Here is a 20,932-nt window from a genome sequence, read left to right as displayed (position 1 = left end):
TCTCCTCGGCTCAGCGCGGCGGCAGGCGCACCGCCCCATCAAGCCGGATGGTGGTTCCGTTCAGAAACGGGTTAGTGATGATCTGCTCGGCTAGCAGAGCGTATTCTTCTGGCTGACCAAGTCGTGCGGGGAAGGGAATGTCGGCGGTAATCTTGGTCGTCACCTCCTCCGGCAATCCCTCCATCATTGGCGTGTGGAACAGCCCCGGCGCGATCGCGACGACCCGGATACCATGGCGTGCGAACTCGCGCGCCGCGGGGAGGCACATCGCGGCAATAGCGCCCTTGGACGCGGAATAAGCCGCCTGCCCCACCTGTCCGTCCTCGTAGGCCACGGATGCTGTGTTGACGATCACGCCACGCTCGGTGGTCTCCAGCGGCTCGAGCTCGACCATCCGCGCGGCGGCATGGCTCATCACGTGGTATGTACCAAACAGGTTCACCTTCAACGTCTTCTCGAACACGTCGAAGGAGAGCTTTCCCTCGCGCCCCACGATCCGCGCCGCAAGCCCAACACCGGCACAATTGACCGCGATCCGCGGGACCTGGCCCAACCCCTCGCAGGCCGCATCGACGGCGGACTTAACGGCATCGGCATCGCTTACATCGACTTGGACGGCAATTCCGCCAATCTCACCCGCGACCCTCTCGGCCCCCGTCAGGTCGAAGTCGAGCACCGCGACTTTCGCGCCTTGCTCGGCCAGCCGCTGTGCCGTGGCAGCGCCAAGACCGCTCGCGGCGCCGGTAACAATTGCGCTCTCCCCCCTAATCAGCATCTGACCATCCCAATTCGTTTTCTATCATCATTGTTATACTCCATATCTATTAGGCAGCACCTGCGCGTTTGGACGCAGCAGGGCGCCGCCCGGCCTCAGCTGGGCAGCAGGAAGAGCGTGATCGCCGGGAACAGCACCAGAATGGCGACACGGACAATGTCTGACGTAACGAACCAGATCACCGCCTTGTAAGTGTCGGTCATCGCCGTCTTCCGATCCATGGCGTTGATGATGAAGAGGTTCATCCCGACCGGAGGCGTGATGAGACCGACCTCGACCACGATTAGGACCAGGATACCGAACCAGATGGCCACATGTTCCGGCGTCATCCCGAAATCCATCGCGCTGATCACCGGGAAGAAGATCGGGATGGTCAACAGGATCATCGAAAGAGAATCCATGAGGCAGCCGAATACGAGGTAGAAGGCGAGGATCAGCGTCAGTACCATCCACGGGCTCAAGCCGAGGCCAACGACCCAGTTGGACAGTTCCTGCGGCACCTGGCTGAGCGCGAGGAAGCTATTGTAGAAACCCGCGCCAAGCACGATGAAAAAGATCATCGCAGTGGACAGCGCGGTGTGGATGATCGCGTCGATGAAAACCTTCCAGCCGAGGTTGCCGGAAACCAACGCAATCAGCCCCGTTCCCGCAGCACCCACGGCCGCCCCCTCGGTGGGGGTGAACCAGCCGAGATAGATCCCGCCGACCACGAGACCGAACACCAGCAGCACCGGCCACACGTCGATCAGTGCGCGCACGCGCTCCGGATAGGGCACCGGCTCTCGCGTACCCGCCGCCTTGGGGAAAACCCGGACATAGATGGAGATCGTTAGAATGTAGCCGAGCGCCGCCAACAATCCGGGCACGAAGGCCGCGAGGAACAACTTTGCGATATTCTGCTCGGTCAGGATCGCGTAGATCACCAGAATGACCGACGGCGGGATCAGAATACCGAGCGTACCGCCAGCCGCGAGCGTCGCTGTGGAAAAGCCTCCCGAGTAGCCGTAGCGGCGCAGTTCCGGCAGGGCGACCTTGCCCATCGTGGCCGCGGTGGCGAGCGAGGATCCGCAGATTGCGCCGAAACCCGCGCAGGCGCCCACAGCGGCCATCGCAACGCCGCCCTTGCGGTGCCCCAGCCAGCTCTCGGCGGCTTTGAAGAGCGCCGAGGACATGCCCGAAAGCGTCGCGAATTGCCCCATCAACAGGAACATCGGGATGATGGTCAGCGAGTAGCTGGAAAAAGTGGAGTAGGTTTCGCTCTTCAGCTTGGAGAGGAACATGTTCGGCCCGCCCATGGCGAAATAGAGCCCGCCGATTCCACAGATCATCATGGCCAGCCCGATGGGCGCGCGCAGGAAAATCAGCAGCAAAAGGACCGGGAAGGACCAGTATCCGAGTTCGAGCATGCTCAATGGAGCGCTCCTTCAGAATAGGGCATATAGCTACGGCCAGTGAAGAACTCGACGACACGCGCAACCGCGCAGTAGATCGCGACGATGGAAGCAACGACGGCGGCGGCGAAGCTCGCCCCATACGCCCACCAGACCGGGAATTGCAGCAGGAAGGTCGTCTCGCCGTAGTTCATCTTGTCCTCCATCCCGACAAAGAGCCGCCAGGTGATGAGCAGGATCACCGCGCTCAACACAACCTCCCAAAAGGTTACCAGCACGCGGTTTAGCAAGCGCGGAAAGGTCGTTGAGAAGATGTCAACGGTCGCGTGGCCGCCATGGAGCTGGCAGATCGGCAGGAAGGCAAAGATGGAAAAGGCGACACCAGCCTCCACAAGTTCGAAATCGCCCGTCATTGGACCGACCCCGGTCGCCAGAAGCGCCGCGGCGGCACCCTCGGAAATCGAGGTCAGAAAGGTGGAGTGGCCCAGCGTGTTCAGGCCGCGACCCAGAACGCTGACGCAAGTCAGGATCACAAGCGCCGTCAGCACGAGACCGCCAAGGATCGCCATGAGGCGCGCCAGACGCTCCATGAGATTGAGCAACATCGGAATTCTCCTGAGAACAGGTGAGTGCGGTGAATGTGTTTCCGGGCGGGAGACTCACCCCGCCCGGGGCCGCCAAAGTCACATGCTGGAGGCGTTTTCTTCGATCAGTTCGAGCGCGCGCGCGCGCAGTCCGGTGCCGTCGAGGCCCTTTTCGTCCATTTCCTGGATCCAGCCGTCGATAATGGGCTGCGCAGCCACCTTCCATTCTTCCACCTGCTCCGGTGCAAGCTCGATCACATTGGCGCCCGCGGCGATTGCCGCATCGCGCGGACCGGCGTCGTCGGCTTGCATCTGCTTTCCGGCAAAGGCCGAGAACTCCAGGCCGGAATTGGCGTCGATCACGGCCTTCAGATCGTCCGGCAGGGACTCGTACTTCGCCTTGTTCATCGCGAAGATGAACGACGTGGTGTAAAGGGAGTCGTCGCCAAATGTGGTGTGGTTCTCCACCAGTTCATTGACCTTGAGGGCGCCGGTCACCTCCCACGGGATGACAGTCGCGTCGATCACGCCCTTGGAAAGAGCTTCGGGTACGGCCGGAACCGGCATTCCGACCGGCGTCGCGCCGAGCGCGCTGAAGAGTTGGTTGGTCACACGGGTGGGTGCACGGAGCTTCACGCCGTTCAGGTCGTCGAGCGATGCGATGGGATCCTTGGAGTGGATCAGTCCAGGGCCGTGCACCCAGACCGCAAGAACCTTCATGTCCTTGAAGTCCTGGTCCATCATCGTTTCTTCGGCGAGCGTCCAATAGGCGCGCGATACTGCCTCGGCGTCCGTCATGGTGAAGGGCAGTTCGAAGACCTCCGTGCGCGGGAAACGGCCGGGGGTGTATCCGGCGACGGTCCAGACAATGTCGGCAACGCCGTCGATCACCTGGTCGACGAGTTCCGGTGGCTTACCGCCAAGTTGCATTGCCGGGAAATGCTGAATCTCGATGCGGCCATCCGACTCCGCTGCGATCTTCTCTGCCCAAGGCAACAGTACGTTCTTCGGCACATTGGCCTGCGCCGGCAGGAACTGGTGCATTCGAAGCGTTACATCAGCCGCGAAACTGCTCGTTGCGCCAATGCCAAGCGCAATTGCCGCCGTGGCCGCGGTGCCAACAGCCCGCAGGAAAGTGTGTTTGATCATCATGTCCTCCCTTATGATCACCGATTCCCAGCCGAAACACGGCAGAAACGAGATACGACAATATAATTATACCACATAACTGTTTTTGTCTACCGTCTGCTGGATAAGATTCGCTCGGATTCGACCCGGCATGCCGGTACGACGCTGATCGGATCCAGTACCCGATCCCAGTCGATGTCAGGTGCCCGTGTCGCCAGTGCGGCGGCAAACCCCGTCGCCGACGACAGCGCGTCGCGGACGATCGCCTGCGCCTCGGTTCGGGGATACTTGCCAGCAAGCGCGAAACTCGCCGCCTCGGCCATGGCACCGGGATGTGTTTCCAGTGTGCGCCGCATGGCTTCGGGAACAGCTGTGAGCGTTTCCGCGAGAGCGCCGGCATGGCGGAGCGCGGATCCGCAAGCCAGAAAAAGTTGCGGCAGAATGATCCACTCGAGCGCCCAAACGGCGCCATCTCGTTCTTCCGCTGGCGCGGAAGAACTCATAAGCCCACCGTGAAGATGCGCCGCAAGCCGCCCCAGTGTCACCAGAGCTTCAGCACCGACCGGGTTCGCCTTTTGCGGCATGGTCGACGAACCGCCGCCAGCGCCCGCACGAACCTCGCCGATTTCGGAACGCCCGAGCAGGATCAGATCCTTGCCGATCTTTTCCAGTGCCGTGATGACGGAAACCAGCCAGCCGGCCAATTCCAAAACCGCACCACGGTCTGTGTGCCAAGGTGCGGCGCCGGCAAGTTCAAGCTCCTCGGCCAAAGCTGCGGACACCGCCGGCCCATGCGGGGCAATCGCAGTGTTTGCACCGGCAGCACCTCCGAACTGGACGCGAAGCGCATGTGCGCGAAGAGCTTCGATCGCGGCCTCGGCGGAAATCAAGGGCTGCGCCCAGCGGGCGATCTTCAACCCGAACGTGATCGGCGTAGCGACCTGCCCCCGCGTGCGAGCGGCCATGACCTGATCGGCGTGTTGACGCGACTTCGACTGGAGCTGATCGATAATCGCCGAGAGCCGCTCCTGCAGAACATCGAGGCAATCCCGCGCCTGAAGGACCATGGCAGTGTCCACGATGTCTTGGCTGGTCGCCCCCCAGTGCAACCACTGAGCAGCGGCGGGCGAAACCTGCGCGCGCATTGCGGCAAGCAGGCCCGGCACCGCCACGCCAGCCGAGGCTGTGGGCGCGCAAAGGCTTGCCGGATCGGGAAGGAAACCATCAAGCTCGGCATCAATGTGAGACGCAACGTCCGCCGGGATTACTCCGAGTCGCCCCTGCCCACGAGCAAGGGCCCGCTCCACAACGATCATCGCCGCGAGTTCCCGTTCGGCGGACAGCAGATCGGCGATCTCCCGGTCGCCGAAAAGCGCCTCGTAGATAGAACTCGTGCCAAGGCTCACCAACATGCGGGGACTACTCCGGCATCGCAAGGCCGAGGGTTGCGCGTGCCTGCATCCACGTCGCCACGGGACGCTCGTATTTCTCGCAGAGCTCCACCGCGCGACGCACAAGCGCAGCATTGGACGGCGCAAGTGTATCTTGGTCCAACCGCACGTTGTCTTCCAGACCGGTTCGGGTGTGCCCGCCCGCGGCGATGCTCCATTCATTCAGGGCGATTTGGTTCCGGCCGATTCCGGCGCCGCACCACTCTGCCTCGGGGGCCAAACGCTCCATCGTCTTGACGTAATAGTCAAAGACGTCGCGATCCACGGGCATCGCATTCTTCACTCCCATGACAAACTGCACGTAAAGCTTGCCCGGGATCCGTCCGTCCTTGTTCATCGCGACAGCCTGATGGATATGCGAGAGGTCAAATGCCTCGATCTCGGGTTTCACGCCGTAGGTGCGCATCTCGCCTGCGAGCCAATCCACAAGATCCGGCGGGTTCTCGTAGACCCTTGTGGGGAAATTGTTCGAACCAACCGATAGCGACGCCATGTCGGGCTTCAGTGGCAGCATACCGCCGCGCGCCCGCCCTGCCCCGGACCGCCCGCCCGTGGAAAATTGGATGATCATGCCAGGGCAGTGCTTTTCCAGGCCCTCCTTCAGGCGGGCGAATTTATCCGGATCGGAACTCGGCGTCTGATCGTCGTTCCGCACATGCGCATGACAGATGGATGCGCCCGCCTCAAACGCCTCCTGCGTGCTCTCAACCTGCTCATTCACGGTGATGGGTACCGCAGGATTGTTTTCCTTTCGCGGCACGGAACCGGTAATCGCAACGCAGATTATGCAGGGTTTGCTCATTTGGACTTGTCTCGCATGTGTGCCTAGCAGCCCGCGCGGGGTTTCGCGCGGGCCGAAGGACGATCAGATATCGAAGAAGACGGTTTCGTCCTCACCCTGCAGCTTGATATCGAAACGGTAGACGGGCAAGCCGTCTCGCAACGTTCTCGTCGCCACAAGCGTTTGGCGCCGACGCTCCCACTCGACCAGGTTGATCACCGGATCCGTGGCGTTGGCCTCGGCTTCGTCTTCGAAATACACGCGCGTGTTCAGACCAACGTTTATTCCGCGCGCGACGATCCAAAGGTTGATATGCGGTGCCATCAGCTTGCCTGAGCGTCCCATGACAGGGCCGGGTTTGATCGTGTCGAAGCCCCACTCGCCGGTGTCGAAGTCAGTGATAACACGACCCCAGCCGCGAAACCCTTCCTCCACATCACCACTATGCTCTGGGTGCGCGTAGATACCTTTTGAGTTTGCCTGCCAAGCCTCCAGCATCACGTCCTTGATTGGCGAACCAGTGCCATCAATGACAATCCCCTCCACACGGATGCGCTCACCTGCGGCATTGGGGCCGGCAATATCCCAGCCGAGTTCCTTCTTGTAAATCTCAAAGCCCGCCGCACCTGGCGCAAGACCAATGTGAACGTAGGGGCCGGCTGTCTGGGAGGGCGTTTCTTTGAGGTAGTTCACTTCCTGCACCATGATCAGTTCCCCTCCAGACGGTTTTCAAACAACGTCGAACGCCGACCGCGCAGCACGATGTCGAACTTGTAGGCCATCGTGTCGAGCGGGATCGTGGCATTCAGATCCAGCGGCGCGACGAGCTGGCCGATGGCAGCCTTGTCCCGGATCGTGTTGACGATCGGGCATTTCGGGATGAGTGGGTCGCCTTCGAAATAGCACTGGGTGATGAGCCGCTGAGAGAAGGATGTACCGAAGATCGACATGTGTATATGGGCCGGGCGCCAGTTGTTCACCCAATTGCGCCAAGGATACGCCCCCGGCTTCACCGTGCGGAAGTAGTAATATCCGTTCTCGTCCGTGAGCGTACGCCCGCAGCCGCCGAAGTTGGGGTCGATCGGCGCGAGATAGGTGTCCTTCTTGTGCCGGTAGCGACCGCCCGCATTGGCCTGCCAGGCCTCGACCAGGGTATTCGGCACCGGTCGGCCGTTCTCATCCAACACCCGCCCGTGCAGAATGATCCGCTCGCCAATGGCGCTCTCGCCGGGCTGGGCGTAGTTGTGGATCATGTCATTGTCGATCGGGTCGATATCTCCATGCCCGAACGTCGGACCGGTGATTTCGCTGGCCGATTGCTGAAGACTCAGCAGCGAGTATTGCGGCGAACGCGTAACGCTCGTCTTGTAATCGGGCGTCAGCGCGAGCGGGTGCCGCTCCCGGTCCCTTTGGTAGAATTCTCCTGGGGCGTTCATTCTGGCTTCCTCCTCCTATCGGGCTGGGCGCGGTACCCGGGTCAGTCGCTTTCCATTTCTTCGTACGTTTGCTTGGCCAGCTTCAGCGCGTGGTTGGCGCGGGGCACGCCGGCGTAGATCGCAACATGCTGGAATGTCTCAAGCACATCCTGCTTGGTGGCGCCGGTTCGAACGGTCGCGCGAATATGCATCGGGATTTCTTCGAAATTGCCGGTCGCCGCCAGCAATGCCAGCGTCAGCATAGAGCGCTCGCGCAGGCTGATCCCATCGCTGGCCCAAACGGTGCCCCAGGCGGCCTCTGTAATCAAAGACTGAAACGGCGTATCGAACGCGGTCTTGGCAGACTCGGCCCGGTCTACGTGGGCATCGCCCAGCACCGTCCGCCGAACCGCCATGCCCTTTTCAAATCGTTCAGACATCAGGCCCCTCCCCGGCGATTCCAGCGCCGCGTTTTCCGTTCTTTCTCATCAGTAGGGCAGCCCTACGTAGTTCTGGGCGAACACCTTCTGCGCTGCCTCGTTGTCGCGTAGGAAGGCAATGTCAGCGAGCTGCATCTTCAGGTCAAACTCCGACATGTCGGGATAGCGATGCAGCAGATTCGTCGTGCTCCAGCTGAAACGTTCCGCTTTCCAAATCCGCGCCAGCGCCTTTTCCGAGTAGCGATCGATACCCTCGCTGTCCTTCTCCTCGTAGAATTGCAAAAGCCCGTGGTAGAGGTAGTGGATATCCGACGCGGCGGTGTTGAGTCCCTTGGCGCCGGTTGGGGGGACGATATGCGCGGCATCCCCGCACAGGAACAGCCGCCCCCAGCGCATGGGCTCGGTAACGAAGCTGCGTAGGGGAGCAATGGACTTCTCGATGGAAGGCCCCGTCACCAGCGATTCAGCCGCGGCCGAAGGGATCCGGCGTTTCAACTCTTCCCAGAAGTTCTCGTCGCTCCAATCGTCCGGACTATCGCTGAGCGAGCACTGAATGTAGTAGCGGCTGAGATTTGCGTTTCGCATTGAGCAAAGTGCAAACCCCCGGTCGGAGCAGGAGTAAATCAGCTCTTCGTGGACCGGTGGGGTCTCGGACAGGATCCCCAACCAACCGAACGGATAGACTTTCTCGTACTCCCGCCGAACGCTCAGTGGGATCGTCTGGCGGCTAACACCATGGAATCCGTCGCACCCGGCGACAAAATCGCAATCAATCCGCTCCTGCTTGCCATGCACATCAAACGTGACGTACGGCGCATCCGTTTCGACCTCGTTGATGACGACGTTCTCTACGTTGAAGATGACCTTTCCGTCAGCAGCCTCGCGGGCGTCATACAGGTCGCGCGTGAGTTCAGTCTGACCATAAACGACAACGTCTGTGCCAGTGTGCTCGCGGAAACTGATCCGGAACTGCTCGTCATTACAGGCGATGACAGTACCATCATGGGCAAAGCTCTCACGGTCCATCCGCTCGGAAACGCCCGCCGCCCGCATGAGATCAACAAACCCGACCTCCAGAATGCCGGCACGGATGCGACTCAGAACGTAGTCCCGGGTCTTTCGCTCCAGAACGACGGTGTCGATGCCCTTGCGGTGAAGCAATTGAGACAACAGCAGCCCGGACGGACCGCCGCCGATGATGCAGACCTGAGTGCGCATGAAATTCCTCCCCTTGGCAAAAAGACTGACTTATTGAATGGGCAAAGTAAAATGACTAATTTGCCGAATAAGTTTCCAATATCGGAAAGAAATCAATGATCGACCGCCGAATCAAATTCCGACACGTCCAGTGTTTCGTGGAGATTGTCCGGCAAAAGAGCCTCAAGAGAGCGGCGGAACGGCTTTTTTTGACACAGCCTGCGATCTCCAAGACGTTGAAGGAACTGGAAGACATTCTTGGAGCGCCGCTGCTGGTACGCAGCCGCGCAGGCGTGAGCCTCACCCGGCAAGGCGAGGTATTCCTCCATTTCGCCGAAATGAGCGTTGCGGCGTTGCAGCAAGGCCTGGATGGGGTGGAACAGATCGGTCAGCGCGGCAGCGTCACGCTCTCAATAGGTGCGTTGCCCAGCGTCGCCGCCCGCCTGATGCCAGAGGTGGTTCACGAATACCGCGATCTGGCGCCGGACGTGACATTGCGGATAACTGATGGACCACATGGTTTTCTCATCGACCTGCTGCGCCGTGGCCGTCTCGATTTGGTGATCGGACGCCTCGGCCAACCGGACACGATGCAGGGCATCTCCTTCACCCAACTCTACAACGAATACGTGGAATTTGTTGTGCGGCCCGGGCATCCGCTGCTGTCTGAACCGGACATGCACCGGCTGGGGGACTGGCCCGTGGTCTTTCCTCCGGAGGCGTCCGCGATACGGCCATTGGTGGAGCGCGTCCTGCTAACCCACGGTGTTGGTGACATCCGCGACAGAATCGAAACGGTTTCCGGCGCTTTCGGCCGGAATTTCGTTCCACATTCGGACGCGGTCTGGATTATTTCCGCCGGCGTGGTGGCCAAGGAGATTGCCGATGGGCAACTCGTGCGCCTGCCGTTCGATACGGCGCTCACAATGGGTCCGGTCGGGTTGATGACGCGTCCCGACACGCCACCGACGCCCGCCGAGCAGGTGTTTCGATTGGCGGTCAATACCGTGGTGGACCGGCTTCCAGCTTAACAGACCCAAGAGAGTGCGGTGGAATATGCGCGCGCGCAATTGCCACCGCATCCAACGCGGACTACCGATGTGCCAGACCGCGAAATGACCATGAAAGATCGCACCATGTCCGACGATAGCAGTGTTACACCTGTTGCCGGCGACCTCGCCTTTACCCGCGAGGACCTGCGCGGCACCGTTCCCGAAGCGGCTTATGCCGGAGCGCTCAGCTTCATGCGCCGACGCTTCACCCGCGATCTGCGCAACGCCGACGTGGCCATTTTGGGCATTCCCTACGATCTCGCCCTGTCGGGACGGTCCGGTACACGGTTTGGCCCGCGTGGAGTGCGCGCCGCGTCGAGCAATATCGCCTGGTCCGGTCCCTGGCCATGGGACAGCGACCCATACGAGTCATTGGCCATCGTGGACTACGGCGATTGCGAATTCGATCCAGGTCGGCCGGAGGCTGTACCGGTCCGGATCGAAGAGACGGCGCGGCAGATCCTGGCCACCGACACGACCCTCATTTCCATCGGCGGCGATCACTTCGTCACATATCCGCTGCTCAAAGCCCATGCGGAGAAACACGGGCCACTCCACCTGATCCAGTTTGATGCCCACACTGATACATGGGCCGACGAAGATGGCCGGATCGACCACGGCACAATGTTCTGGCACGCGACTCGCGAAGGACTTGTGCTGCCCGAGCAATCAGTTCAGGTCGGAATCCGTACGCACAACCCCGACACGATCGGCTTCAACGTGATCACGTCGCGCGAGGTTCACAAGCACGGGCCGGAGGAAATCGCACGGCGCATTCGGGAGATCGTCGGCGATGGCCCGTGTTACGTCACCTTCGACATCGACGCGCTCGATCCCTCCGCCGCGCCGGGGACCGGCACGCCGGTGATCGGGGGGCTGACAACATACGAGGCACAGGAAATGCTGTTCAACCTCGCCGGCATCAACGTTGTCGGGATGGATCTGGTCGAAGTCTCTCCTCCTTTCGACCACGCGGAGATCACCGCGCTGGCGGGCGCAACTTTGGTCAGCGACCTGCTGGCGGTCTATGCCGCAAGCCCGGCCGCCGCCAATCGCTTTGCCGCAAGAGGAGACTAGGCGAATCGACAGGCGCTCCGGATACTCCTACACACTGGAAAGGATCGGCTCCCGGCGCGCGGTGAACATCATTCGAACTACGCAAGGCCGATGCGGATCGCTCTCCGTTCTAACCGGATTGTGGATTTCTCGGGCCGCCGGTCGCGGATTGCGCCATGTACATCCGGCTTGATTCAGGTATCCGTAATGGAAATCAATCGGTGCCGGACGGGCTCCTGACCCGCCCGGTGCCCAAAGAACGACCGACACGAGGGAGACCGCACATGAAATCCAAGACGCTTCTCGCGGCGGCCGGGCTGGCCGCGCTCGCAGCCTCGGCCCAGGCCGAGGTGAAGGTAGGCATGATCACAACATTGTCCGGGGGCGGTGCCAGCCTCGGAATCGACACCCGCGACGGCTTCATGCTGGCAATCGAACAAGCCGGCCGCGACGATGTTGAGGTGATCATCGAGGACGACCAGCGCAAGCCAGACGTCGCGGTGCAACTCGCCGATAAAATGATCCAGTCCGACAAGGTTGATCTACTAACCGGCATCGTATGGTCCAACCTCGCAATGGCTGTGGTGCCCGCCGCCACCGCCCAGGGTCTGTTCTACCTCTCCACCAATGCCGCGCCTGCGCAACTTGCCGGCAAGGGCTGCAACCCGAAGTACTTCTCGGTCTCCTACCAGAACGACAACCTGCACGAGGCGGCGGGTGCCTATACGAAATCAACCGGCTACGCGAAGCCGTTCATCCTCGCGCCGAACTACCCGGCCGGACATGACTCGCTGAATGGATTCAAGCGGTTCTACGATGGAGAGCTTGCCGGCGAGATCTACACGGAGCTCGGCCAGACCGACTACGCCGCCGAGATTGCCCAGATCCGCGCCAGCGGTGCCGACAGCGTGTTCTTCTTCCTGCCCGGTGGCATGGGCATCTCCTTCCTCAAGCAATACGCCGAAAGCGGCGTGGACCTGCCGCTCGTCGGCCCCGCTTTCTCCTTCGATCAAGGAATTCTTCAGGCTGTTGGCGAGGCCGCGCTCGGGGTCAAGAACACGTCGCAATGGTCGAAGGACATCGATAACGAGGCCAACGCCGCCTTCGTCGCGGGCTTCGAGGAGAAATACGACCGCCTGCCCTCCCTCTACGCCGCCCAAGGCTACGACACGGCAAACCTTCTGCTCTCGGCGTTGGACAAGGCGGATATCGCGGATGCCGACGCCTTCCGCGCCGCGCTGGCAGAGGCTGATTTCGCCAGTGTCCGTGGTGACTTCTCCTTCGCGGCCAACCAGCACCCGGTGCAGGACATCTACGTGCGCGAGGTGATCAAAGAAGGGGAGATCTTCACCAACAAGATCGTTGGCACGGCGTTGGAAGACCGTGCGAACGCCTATGTGGAAGACTGCTCCATGTGAGCGCGCGCGGCCCGGCTCCACGCCGGGCCGCACCTGACGGAATCCTCCCATGTCCGCACTTCTGATTGCAGAGCAGGTGCTCAACGGCCTGCAATTCGGCGTCATGCTGTTTCTCATGGCGGCCGGGCTAACGCTGATTTTCGGCGTGATGGGACTGATCAACCTCGCCCATGGGTCGCTCTACATGATCGGTGCCTTTGCAGCCGCAGCTGTTGCGGGTGCAACCGGTTCGTTTCTCCTGGCGCTGCTGGCCGCATTGGTGGCCGCGGCGCTTGCGGGCGCGCTGGTGGAACTGGCGATCATCCGGCGGCTCTACAACAAGGATCACCTTGACCAGGTGCTTGCGACATTCGCGCTGATCCTGATCTTCTCCGAGGGCACGCGCTGGCTCTTCGGGTCCTTTCCGCTCTATCTCGACACGCCGGACTGGCTTTCCGGCCCCGTGCGGTTGCCGGGCGGCGTGCTCTACCCGGCCTACAGGCTGGCACTCATCGTGTTCGGTTTCGCGGTGGCGGCGGGCCTTTGGCTGCTGATCACGCGCACCCGCCTCGGCATCAAGATCCGCGCTGGCGAAAACGACCGTGAAATGATCGCAGCGCTCGGTGTCGATATCACGCGCCTCTACACGCTTGTCTTTGCCCTTGGCGCCGGGCTCGCGGGTCTGGCGGGCGCCCTGGTTGGGGCGATCCAGTCGGTGCAGGTGGGCATGGGCGAGCCGGTGCTGATTCTCGCCTTCGTCGTGATCGTCATCGGCGGCATCGGTTCCATCGGCGGCGCGCTGGTGGCAGCCCTCCTGGTGGGGCTTACCGATACGCTCGGCGGCATCTTCCTGCCGGAGGCCTTCAAGCTCTTCATGGACCCGGCCAAGGCGACGACAGTCGGGTCGGCCTTCGCCTCGATGGCGATCTACATCCTGATGGCCGCCGTTCTCGTCTGGCGCCCCACCGGCCTCTTCGGAGCCCGCGGATGAACCGCGAAGCCCTGTTCAATACCGCCGTGCTCGCCCTCCTGGTCGCCGTTCCCACCTGGGCGCTCTGGGCCGACGAGCCTTTCACGATCACGCTTGCAACCCGCGCCGTCATCTTCGCGCTGGCGGCCGTTGGGCTGAACATCGCGCTGGGCCTCGGCGGGCTGGTGAGCCTCGGCCACGCGGTCTATTTCGGCATCGGCGGCTATGCGATGGGCATCCTCGCCCATCACGCCCAGAGCTACACGCCGCTCATGGAATGGCCGTTTCTCTTCGAAGGCACAAAGTCCATGCCGGTAATCTGGCTGGCCGCAGTTCTCGCCTCCGCGCTCGCCGCGCTGCTGATCGGGCTCTTGTCGCTGCGCACGGCGGGCGTCTATTTCATCATGATCACGCTCGCCTTTGGTCAGATGGCCTATTTCTTCACGATCTCCTGGCCTGCCTACGGCGGAGAAGATGGGCTGTCGATCTACGTCCGAAACGGGTTCCCCGGCCTCAACACGCTGGTACCGATCCAGTTCTACGGTATCTGCCTCGCGCTACTCTGCGTTGTGCTATGGCTCAACTGGCGGCTGGCCAAATCCCCCTTCGGACTCGCGCTGGGCGCGGCGCGCCAGGTGCCGCAGCGTGTAGAAACCGTTGGGCTCGATCCGATGCGCTTGAAGCTGGTTGCACTGGTGATTTCCGGCGCGATCACCGGCCTCGCCGGCGCGCTCTTTGCCGATCTCAACCGCTTCGTCAGCCCCACGATGTTCAGTTGGCAGATGTCCGGCGAGATTATGATCTTTATCATCCTTGGGGGCGTCGGGCGACTGTTCGGCCCGGTGGCGGGCGCGGCACTCTATGTCCTGCTTGAACACCTGCTGGGCGGCATCAACGAGCATTGGCAGATTTTCCTGGGCGCCGCGCTCCTATTCGTCGTCCTCTTTGGGCGAGGCGGGCTCGTGGGACTCGTGGCCGGACGGGAGCAGGCCCATGACTGAGCCGGTACTCGCCGCGCGCGGCCTTACCAAGAGCTTCGGCGCGCTCCGGGCATGCGACGAGGTATCGGTGGACCTTCGTCCAGGCGAGATTCATGCGATCATCGGCCCCAACGGTGCGGGCAAATCCACGCTCATCGCACAGATCTGCGGCGCGCTCGCCCCGGATAGTGGGACCGTGCATTTCCTTGGTCGCGATGTGACCCGCGAAACCACCCGGACACGGGCCCGCATGGGGCTCGGGCGAACCTTCCAGATCTCGGCTTTGGCGATGCAGGACACGGTCTTGCAAAACGTCCTGCTTGGTGCCCTCGGCCGAGCCGGTCGACCCTGGCAGTTCCTGCGTCCGGTTTTGCGGGACAGTACACTGCGCGATCGGGCGGAGGCCGCACTTGCACGCACCGGACTGACCGAGATGGCCGCGACGCGCACCGCCGACCTCAGCCACGGGCAGCGCAGGCAGTTGGAAGTCGCCGTCGCCCTTACACTGGAACCGCGCGCCTTCGTGATGGACGAGCCGATGGCCGGACTTGGCGCCGAGGGTTCGAAGCGCCTCACCGGTTTTCTGGATGAACTGCGCGCCGAAGCTCCTATCCTTCTGGTGGAGCACGATATGGACGCGGTCTTCGCGCTCGCCGACCGGATCAGCGTGCTCGTCTATGGGCGGGTGATCGCAACCGGCACAGTGGAAGAGATCCGCGGCGACCGGGAGGTTCAGATCGCCTATCTGGGAGAGACGCCGTGACCTTGCTGGAGTTGGAAGGCGTCACGGCTTCGTACGGGGCGAGCCAAGCATTGTTCGGAATCGATCTGCGCATCGCCGAGGGCGAGGCGCTGGCGGTCATGGGCCGCAACGGTATGGGCAAAACGACGACGGTCCGAACGATCTGCCGGATGATCCCGGCCGCGGGACGCCTCACATTCGACGGACAGGACCTCGCCGCGCTGTCGAGTCACCGCGCCGCGCGGCTCGGGATCGGCCTCGTACCAGAGGGCCGGCGCTGCTTTCGCGATCTCACCGTTGCCGAGAACCTCCTCGCGGCAGCCCGTCCTGGCCATTGGGATCTGGACCGTGCCGTCACTTTGTTTCCCCGACTTGGTGAGCGGCAACGCCAGCGTGCGGCGCTCCTCTCCGGTGGGGAACAACAGATGCTTGCGATGGCGCGCGCGCTGATGACCAACCCGCGACTGCTGATCCTCGACGAAGCGACAGAAGGACTTGCTCCCATCGTCCGGCAGGAGATTTGGGCCGCGATCGCCCGCCTCAAGTCCGAGAGCGGCATGGCGATGATGGTGATCGACAAGTCACTTGCCGAACTGCGTGGCGCTTGCGACAAGGCGGTGATTCTGGAACGCGGTCGTACGGTCTGGTCGGACGGAATCGACAGGTTGACCGACGAGATCAGTCAGCGACACCTCGGCGTGTGAGCGTGTCGGCGGGAGCCGCTTCGCTGGCGTTCAAAACCGGTAGTTCAACCCAAGCGAAACCAGATGGAACTTCGGTGTCGCCTCCGTCTTGTGCCCTGCGTTGTCTGACAGCGTCTCTTTTCCGTAGTTGGTGTACCGGTATTCTCCCCTCAACGACCAATTTTCTCCGAGGGCCCATTCGGCTCCGAGTCCTGCGAGATAGCCGGTTGGAGAGAAGCTCTCGTCGATGTCCGCACCGTCCGGGCCGGAGACCTCGTAGTCGAATTCTGCCTGCGAGACGCCAACAAATCCGTAGAGCAGTGTTTCGGCGTTCAACTCCCATCCCAGAGACCCGCGCAAGGAAACTTCATGCTGTAGTTCGGTTTCCGCCGCACCGTCCGAGTTGTCGAAGGAATCGGACAGGTCACCGCCAGTTACCCCGATCTCCAAGCCAATCAGGACCGGATCTAGATCCCAGCGATAGCCCAACTGCAATCCGCCGAGTGTACCTCCTGCCTCAAGCGACCCGATTGTCTCCGTGCCGCTCAATCCTCCACCTCGCACGCCAACGTCGTCATCGCCGCCAAATGCGTACCCGAGGCTGATACCGGCATATCCGCCGGCGAACTGGCTTGCGACCACGGCCGCGACGGGCGCGGCCTCCGCGTCTGTCGTGAGCATGCCATTGGCGCTCGCATTAGAACCGCACGCAATTGCCACAAACGCCGCTGCGGCGCCGGTGGGTATGTTCCAATAGGTTTTGATCATATGTCGCTCGCTGTATTTCTGGCCTCTGATACCGCTTCCCCGCGCTTTGCCATCGATACGACCGCGGCTTGCAGAATCCAAGTGCGGCAATGAAAGCCCATCGCCCGCCGATGCACGACGTCGCGACGCGACGGACGTTCCGACTTGAGCCGCCCATCATGTCGCACTAAAACAGTCGACAATAAAGCGGCACCTCTCGGTGCCGCCAACATACTTGTCCCAGCTCAGGTGCGCGCAAGTGGCGGGCCACAGCCAGGTTCCCAGATATCCGCGAGAGACACATGACGCAGACAGAATCGACAAGCGCGGAAGAAATCCGCGCGGCTTGCCGGGAGAATCCAAAGGCCCGTTCCCGCGACCTCGCCGAAGAGCTTGGCCTCACGGAGGCGCAACTCGTTGCAGCACACGTGGCGCAGATCGGTTACGGCGCAACACGGATCGCTGCCCATCCCGACCAGATCATTCCAATGATCACCGGGCTTGGCGAGGTCATGGCGTTAACGCGAAATCGGAGTTGCGTCATCGAGAAAGTCGGCAGTTACGACAACTACCATCCCGGTGAACACGCCGCGATGACGCTCACGCCGGAGATCGATCTTCGGATGTTTCCGAGCCACTGGGTTTCGGCTTTCGCTGTCGAGAAGGAGACCGAAACCGGGATTCGACGGTCAATCCAGGTGTTCGATGCAGCCGGTGATGCCGTACACAAGGTTCACCTTCGCGAAACGTCGGACGTGACGCATTGGCAAAGACTGGTTACCGATTTGGCACTGGGCGACCAATCCACAACACTGACCGTTGCGCCCCGCAAGCCAACCGAAGCCGCCAGAACCAACCCGGCCAAGATCGCGGAACTCAGGAGTGAATGGGGCCGGCTAACCGACACGCACCAGTTCCTGCGCCTGACATCGAAACTGAAAATGAACCGGCTCGGCGCCTATCGCGTCGCCGGTGCACCCTTTGTGCGGCAGCTTGCACCTGAGGCCGTGAACCTGATGCTTGAGTCGGTCCAAGCCAGGGAAACCGAAATCATGATCTTTGTCGGCAACCGCGGGTGCATCGAAATCCACGGCGGACCGATCCACAGCCTCAAGCAAATGGGTCCCTGGCAAAACGTACTCGACCCCGGATTCAATTTGCATTTGCGGAGCGACCACATCGCCGAGGTCTGGGCCGTGGACAAGCCCACGAAGCGCGGGGCGGCAATCTCGGTCGAAGCCTTCGATGCGGACGGCGCGCTGATATTCCAGGTCTTCGGCCGGCGAAGCGATGCGCGGGACTTCCGTCCGGATTGGAATGATGTTGTTGCAGACCTGCCGCCACTTCATGCGGAGGCCGCGCAATGAGAGGTCTGTCACTCTATGGCCGTGGCATCCTTTTCATGACCCTGGCGCTAGGGGTCATTCTTGGTACTAGCGTGGCCTTGTCCGACGAAACTCGCGCGACGCGAGTGGTCACTGTCGGCGGCGACGTCACCGAAATTGCGTACGCCCTGGGTCAACAGGACCGCCTCGTTGCGCGCGACACAACCTCGACCTACCCGCCAGAAGCCGAAGCGCTTCCGGACGTGGGCTACATGAGAGCATTGTCGCCTGAGGGCGTGCTGTCGCTCACGCCAGATCTGATCGTCGCGATCGAGGGCGCAGGCCCACCCGACGCCATCGAGGTCTTGGACGCGGCCCAGGTTCCATTTGTTACAATCCCCGAGGGCTACACGAAAGAAGCCATCGAACAGAAGATCCGCGCGGTTGGCGCGGCACTGGGAGAGCCCGATGCTGCCGAAGCGTTGTCGGCGGACGTCGGGAAAGCGCTCGATCAGGCAATCGCGACCGCACAGCAGGGCGCGTCCGGCAAACGCGTGCTCTTCGTCATTTCTGCCCAGGGCGGGCGCATTATGGCATCCGGCACGGGAACCGCCGCCGATGCGATTATTGCCATGGCCGGTGGGGTCAATGCCGTGACCGGCTACGAGGGCTACAAACCAATATCCGACGAGGCGATCACGTCGGCGGCGCCGGATGTGATCTTGATGATGGATCGCGGGGGCGATCATGCCACCGCCACCAGGGATCTTTTCGCGCTTCCCGCCATTGCCAGCACACCGGCCGGAAGAACAAAGAACCTCATTCAAATGGATGGTCTGCACCTGCTCGGGTTCGGGCCTCGCACGGCATCCGCGGTCGTCGCGCTGTCCGAAGCGCTCGACGCGGCGGAGGGATCGTGAGCCTCGCCTCCCCGGACTCCACGGCGACCGTTGCCGTTGTGGATCGCCGACAACGAGCCCGCAGCCTGACGCTCTGGCTCACATTATTGCTTGGCCTGACGAGCATCCTGAGCCTTGCGACCGGCGCGGCTGGTACATCACTTTGGACCGTCTTGGCGGATCTTTTCGCCGGACGGGACCTTTCGCAGATGGACCGCGTCATTCTCTTCGACATCCGGCTTCCGCGACTGCTTCTCGGTATGCTTGTTGGATCTGCACTTGCCGTCTCCGGCGCTGTACTTCAGGGCTTGTTTCGCAATCCGTTGGCCGACCCTGGCATCGTCGGCGTTTCCGCGGGTGCGAGCCTTGGTGCGATAATGGCCATCGTGCTCGGCGGTTTTCTTCCAGCGGTGTTTCAGGATCTGTTCGGCCGCCATCTGGTCTCTCTTGCAGCCTTCCTTGGAGGATGGGTGACGACGCTGCTCTTGTACCGTGTCGCCACGCAGCGTGGACAAACGTCAGTTGCCACGATGCTTCTTGCGGGCATCGCATTCGCCGCACTTGCGTCGGCGATCTCCGGCATCCTCATATACCGGGCCAATGACGCGCAATTGAGAGACCTGACGTTCTGGGGAATGGGCTCACTCGCGGGCGCAACCTGGGAAAAGGTTGCCGCCAGTCTGCCCATCGTCGCGCTGGCCTTGGGCGTGACGCCTTTTCTCGCCCGTGCGCTCAACGCACTCGCGCTCGGTGAGGCTGCCGCCGCGCACATGGGAGTGCCGGTCCAGCGAATGAAAAACGCTGCGATCCTGTCGGTCGCCGGGGCCACCGGCGCCGCTGTCGCCGTGTCTGGGGGAATCGGTTTCGTGGGCATAGTCGTGCCACATCTGCTCCGGCTCGCGAGCGGGCCGGACCACCACCACCTTCTGCCCAATTCCGCACTTCTTGGAGCCTCGCTTTTGCTTGGCGCCGATCTGATCAGCCGCACCATCATTGCCCCGGCCGAATTGCCAATCGGAATCGTGACCGCCGTCCTCGGCGCGCCGGTCTTCCTCTGGATCCTGCTGCGCCGCCATGGAGCATTGGGGCTCTGACATGGAGGCCGTCGGCATTTCCGTACGCCTCGGGCGAAAGACGATCCTCCGGGATCTGAGTTTCGCCGCCTGTCCCGGGCACCTGACGGCGATTGCCGGACCAAACGGCTCGGGCAAGACAACACTTCTCAGGACGCTAACGGCCGACGTCCGCCATAGCGGTACTGTCACGATCAATGGTCAGCGAGTCTCTGACATGAAGCCGTGGGAACTTGCTGCGATCCGGGGCGTGCTGGCACAGGCCACGCGCATCGCATTCCCATTCACGGTGATCGAGGTTGTGGGCCTTGGTCTGGCTGCCGGAACCGCCGCCGGGAATGCATCACTACCGCTGCATGCGCTCGAACGAGTCGACCTTGCAGGCTACGCCAATCGTTTCTACCACGAGCTTTCGGGCGGTGAGCAGCAACGGGTCCAACTGGCGAGGGTCCTGGCGCAGGTTTGGGATCCGGTCGCGCAGGACGGGCCGCGGTGGCTGCTGCTCGACGAACCAGTCTCCAGCCTCGATATCGGGCATCAACTTCTGGTTATGGAACTCGCGCGGGATTTCGCACGTTCGGGTGGTGGTGTCATTGCCGTCATGCACGACTTGAACCTCACCGCAATGTTCGCTGATCGGGTAGCAATAATGCGGGACGGGCGCATCATGGACATTGGCGCACCCAAGGACGTGATGACCGACCACGTGTTGTCGTCGGCCTACGGCTGTCGACTTCGGGTCAATGCAACCCCGTCAAGCGACTCGCCGTTTCTCCTTCCGCAGGTTGCGACCGTCGATTCCGGGCAATAGCGAGTGGCGTTATTCGAAGGTGGGCGAGTCGATTC

At 61.9% G+C, this 20,932-nt stretch carries 22 protein-coding genes; 11 read left to right on the top strand and 11 right to left on the bottom strand.

From position 1 onward, the window contains the following. Positions 1 to 10: 10 nt before the first annotated feature. From ARC39_RS02300 to pobA, 10 genes are all read right to left on the bottom strand, one after another. Positions 11 to 775 carry an SDR family NAD(P)-dependent oxidoreductase gene (locus tag ARC39_RS02300; RefSeq protein WP_068109380.1) on the bottom strand — a complete coding sequence of 255 codons (765 nt, stop codon included), beginning with the start codon at positions 773 to 775 and terminating at the stop codon, positions 11 to 13. A 95-nt stretch (positions 776 to 870) separates the two neighbouring features. Beyond that, positions 871 to 2,187, bottom strand: coding sequence for a TRAP transporter large permease (locus ARC39_RS02295; protein WP_068109377.1), 1,317 nt, complete (start codon positions 2,185 to 2,187; stop codon positions 871 to 873). Beyond that, the gene (locus ARC39_RS02290) at positions 2,184 to 2,771 is read right to left on the bottom strand and encodes a TRAP transporter small permease (RefSeq protein WP_068109372.1); all 588 of its coding nucleotides are present in this window, start codon (positions 2,769 to 2,771) and stop codon (positions 2,184 to 2,186) included. Before ARC39_RS02290 ends, ARC39_RS02295 begins: the two co-directional genes overlap by 4 nt. 78 nt (positions 2,772 to 2,849) lie before the next feature. Next, positions 2,850 to 3,899 carry a TRAP transporter substrate-binding protein gene (locus ARC39_RS02285; RefSeq protein WP_149866278.1) on the bottom strand — a complete coding sequence of 350 codons (1,050 nt, stop codon included), beginning with the start codon at positions 3,897 to 3,899 and terminating at the stop codon, positions 2,850 to 2,852. A gap of 89 nt (positions 3,900 to 3,988) precedes the next feature. Further along, on the bottom strand, positions 3,989 to 5,290 hold the full coding sequence (locus ARC39_RS02280; protein WP_068109365.1) for a lyase family protein: 1,302 nt from the start codon (positions 5,288 to 5,290) through the stop codon (positions 3,989 to 3,991). A gap of 7 nt (positions 5,291 to 5,297) precedes the next feature. Further along, complete coding sequence (locus tag ARC39_RS02275; protein WP_068109363.1) at positions 5,298 to 6,131, bottom strand: 3-oxoadipate:acetyl-CoA acetyltransferase; 834 nt, start codon at positions 6,129 to 6,131, stop codon at positions 5,298 to 5,300. Positions 6,132 to 6,194: 63 nt separating this feature from the next. Beyond that, positions 6,195 to 6,815, bottom strand: a complete 621-nt coding sequence (gene pcaG, locus ARC39_RS02270; protein ID WP_068109360.1) for a protocatechuate 3,4-dioxygenase subunit alpha — start codon at positions 6,813 to 6,815, stop codon at positions 6,195 to 6,197. 2 nt (positions 6,816 to 6,817) lie between these two features. After that, positions 6,818 to 7,546, bottom strand: coding sequence for a protocatechuate 3,4-dioxygenase subunit beta (gene pcaH, locus ARC39_RS02265; protein ID WP_068109357.1), 729 nt, complete (start codon positions 7,544 to 7,546; stop codon positions 6,818 to 6,820). Positions 7,547 to 7,587: 41 nt separating this feature from the next. Beyond that, the gene (gene pcaC / locus ARC39_RS02260) at positions 7,588 to 7,965 is read right to left on the bottom strand and encodes a 4-carboxymuconolactone decarboxylase (protein WP_068109352.1); all 378 of its coding nucleotides are present in this window, start codon (positions 7,963 to 7,965) and stop codon (positions 7,588 to 7,590) included. 48 nt (positions 7,966 to 8,013) lie between these two features. Further along, positions 8,014 to 9,183 carry a 4-hydroxybenzoate 3-monooxygenase gene (gene pobA / locus ARC39_RS02255; RefSeq protein ID WP_068109346.1) on the bottom strand — a complete coding sequence of 390 codons (1,170 nt, stop codon included), beginning with the start codon at positions 9,181 to 9,183 and terminating at the stop codon, positions 8,014 to 8,016. Between the two features lie 95 nt (positions 9,184 to 9,278). On the opposite strand from pobA, the gene pcaQ reads away from it, so the two are divergent. From pcaQ to ARC39_RS02220, 7 genes are all read left to right on the top strand, one after another. After that, positions 9,279 to 10,193 (top strand): pca operon transcription factor PcaQ, encoded by a 915-nt coding sequence (pcaQ, locus tag ARC39_RS02250; protein WP_068109343.1) that lies wholly within the window; start codon positions 9,279 to 9,281, stop codon positions 10,191 to 10,193. Between the two features lie 105 nt (positions 10,194 to 10,298). Next, entirely contained in the window at positions 10,299 to 11,291 is a 993-nt protein-coding gene (speB, locus tag ARC39_RS02245) for an agmatinase (protein WP_068110083.1), read from the top strand. A 263-nt stretch (positions 11,292 to 11,554) separates the two neighbouring features. Then, positions 11,555 to 12,688 carry an ABC transporter substrate-binding protein gene (locus ARC39_RS02240; protein WP_068109341.1) on the top strand — a complete coding sequence of 378 codons (1,134 nt, stop codon included), beginning with the start codon at positions 11,555 to 11,557 and terminating at the stop codon, positions 12,686 to 12,688. A gap of 49 nt (positions 12,689 to 12,737) precedes the next feature. Next, positions 12,738 to 13,658, top strand: a complete 921-nt coding sequence (locus ARC39_RS02235) for a branched-chain amino acid ABC transporter permease (protein WP_068109338.1) — start codon at positions 12,738 to 12,740, stop codon at positions 13,656 to 13,658. Continuing rightward, positions 13,655 to 14,638, top strand: coding sequence for a branched-chain amino acid ABC transporter permease (locus tag ARC39_RS02230; RefSeq protein WP_068109335.1), 984 nt, complete (start codon positions 13,655 to 13,657; stop codon positions 14,636 to 14,638). The genes ARC39_RS02235 and ARC39_RS02230 overlap by 4 nt, the downstream gene beginning before the upstream one ends. Beyond that, entirely contained in the window at positions 14,631 to 15,380 is a 750-nt protein-coding gene (locus tag ARC39_RS02225; protein WP_068109333.1) for an ABC transporter ATP-binding protein, read from the top strand. The genes ARC39_RS02230 and ARC39_RS02225 overlap by 8 nt, the downstream gene beginning before the upstream one ends. Beyond that, complete coding sequence (locus ARC39_RS02220; protein WP_068109331.1) at positions 15,377 to 16,063, top strand: ABC transporter ATP-binding protein; 687 nt, start codon at positions 15,377 to 15,379, stop codon at positions 16,061 to 16,063. Before ARC39_RS02225 ends, ARC39_RS02220 begins: the two co-directional genes overlap by 4 nt. Before the next feature lie 30 nt (positions 16,064 to 16,093). Here the strand turns inward: ARC39_RS02220 and ARC39_RS02215 are convergent, their stop codons facing one another. Beyond that, positions 16,094 to 16,723, bottom strand: coding sequence for an outer membrane protein (locus ARC39_RS02215; RefSeq protein ID WP_161470921.1), 630 nt, complete (start codon positions 16,721 to 16,723; stop codon positions 16,094 to 16,096). A 368-nt stretch (positions 16,724 to 17,091) separates the two neighbouring features. Here ARC39_RS02215 and ARC39_RS02210 point away from each other — a divergent pair, with 368 nt between their 5' ends. Genes ARC39_RS02210 through ARC39_RS02195 form a run of 4 tightly spaced genes read left to right on the top strand, consistent with a single transcriptional unit; the run spans position 17,092 to position 20,897 of the window. Further along, entirely contained in the window at positions 17,092 to 18,156 is a 1,065-nt protein-coding gene (locus ARC39_RS02210) for a hemin-degrading factor (RefSeq protein ID WP_068109326.1), read from the top strand. Beyond that, positions 18,153 to 19,034, top strand: coding sequence for a heme/hemin ABC transporter substrate-binding protein (locus ARC39_RS02205; RefSeq protein WP_068109323.1), 882 nt, complete (start codon positions 18,153 to 18,155; stop codon positions 19,032 to 19,034). Before ARC39_RS02210 ends, ARC39_RS02205 begins: the two co-directional genes overlap by 4 nt. Beyond that, entirely contained in the window at positions 19,028 to 20,107 is a 1,080-nt protein-coding gene (locus tag ARC39_RS02200; RefSeq protein ID WP_068109321.1) for a FecCD family ABC transporter permease, read from the top strand. The genes ARC39_RS02205 and ARC39_RS02200 overlap by 7 nt, the downstream gene beginning before the upstream one ends. Position 20,108: 1 nt before the next feature. Next, complete coding sequence (locus ARC39_RS02195) at positions 20,109 to 20,897, top strand: heme ABC transporter ATP-binding protein (protein WP_068109318.1); 789 nt, start codon at positions 20,109 to 20,111, stop codon at positions 20,895 to 20,897. Positions 20,898 to 20,932 lie beyond the last annotated feature (35 nt).

It is taken from the genome of Tropicimonas marinistellae (genome assembly GCF_001509585.1).
GTDB lineage: Bacteria > Pseudomonadota > Alphaproteobacteria > Rhodobacterales > Rhodobacteraceae > Tropicimonas > Tropicimonas marinistellae.
Note: the sequence above shows the minus strand (reverse complement) of the source record. Positions and strands in the feature narration are given on the sequence as shown.

Excerpts from the sequence above, each read along its gene's own strand:
- ARC39_RS02300 (WP_068109380.1), bottom strand. The coding sequence starts at position 775 with ATGCTGATTAGGGGGGAGAGCGCAATTGTTACCGGCGCCGCGAGCGGT.
- ARC39_RS02290 (WP_068109372.1), bottom strand. The coding sequence starts at position 2,771 with ATGTTGCTCAATCTCATGGAGCGTCTGGCGCGCCTCATGGCGATCCTT.
- ARC39_RS02285 (WP_149866278.1), bottom strand. The coding sequence starts at position 3,899 with ATGATCAAACACACTTTCCTGCGGGCTGTTGGCACCGCGGCCACGGCG.
- ARC39_RS02280 (WP_068109365.1), bottom strand. The coding sequence starts at position 5,290 with ATGTTGGTGAGCCTTGGCACGAGTTCTATCTACGAGGCGCTTTTCGGC.
- ARC39_RS02275 (WP_068109363.1), bottom strand. The coding sequence starts at position 6,131 with ATGAGCAAACCCTGCATAATCTGCGTTGCGATTACCGGTTCCGTGCCG.
- pcaG (WP_068109360.1), bottom strand. The coding sequence starts at position 6,815 with ATGGTGCAGGAAGTGAACTACCTCAAAGAAACGCCCTCCCAGACAGCC.
- pcaH (WP_068109357.1), bottom strand. The coding sequence starts at position 7,546 with ATGAACGCCCCAGGAGAATTCTACCAAAGGGACCGGGAGCGGCACCCG.
- pcaC (WP_068109352.1), bottom strand. The coding sequence starts at position 7,965 with ATGTCTGAACGATTTGAAAAGGGCATGGCGGTTCGGCGGACGGTGCTG.
- pobA (WP_068109346.1), bottom strand. The coding sequence starts at position 9,183 with ATGCGCACTCAGGTCTGCATCATCGGCGGCGGTCCGTCCGGGCTGCTG.
- pcaQ (WP_068109343.1), top strand. The coding sequence starts at position 9,279 with ATGATCGACCGCCGAATCAAATTCCGACACGTCCAGTGTTTCGTGGAG.
- speB (WP_068110083.1), top strand. The coding sequence starts at position 10,299 with ATGTCCGACGATAGCAGTGTTACACCTGTTGCCGGCGACCTCGCCTTT.
- ARC39_RS02240 (WP_068109341.1), top strand. The coding sequence starts at position 11,555 with ATGAAATCCAAGACGCTTCTCGCGGCGGCCGGGCTGGCCGCGCTCGCA.
- ARC39_RS02235 (WP_068109338.1), top strand. The coding sequence starts at position 12,738 with ATGTCCGCACTTCTGATTGCAGAGCAGGTGCTCAACGGCCTGCAATTC.
- ARC39_RS02230 (WP_068109335.1), top strand. The coding sequence starts at position 13,655 with ATGAACCGCGAAGCCCTGTTCAATACCGCCGTGCTCGCCCTCCTGGTC.
- ARC39_RS02225 (WP_068109333.1), top strand. The coding sequence starts at position 14,631 with ATGACTGAGCCGGTACTCGCCGCGCGCGGCCTTACCAAGAGCTTCGGC.
- ARC39_RS02215 (WP_161470921.1), bottom strand. The coding sequence starts at position 16,723 with ATGCTCACGACAGACGCGGAGGCCGCGCCCGTCGCGGCCGTGGTCGCA.
- ARC39_RS02210 (WP_068109326.1), top strand. The coding sequence starts at position 17,092 with ATGACGCAGACAGAATCGACAAGCGCGGAAGAAATCCGCGCGGCTTGC.
- ARC39_RS02205 (WP_068109323.1), top strand. The coding sequence starts at position 18,153 with ATGAGAGGTCTGTCACTCTATGGCCGTGGCATCCTTTTCATGACCCTG.
- ARC39_RS02195 (WP_068109318.1), top strand. The coding sequence starts at position 20,109 with ATGGAGGCCGTCGGCATTTCCGTACGCCTCGGGCGAAAGACGATCCTC.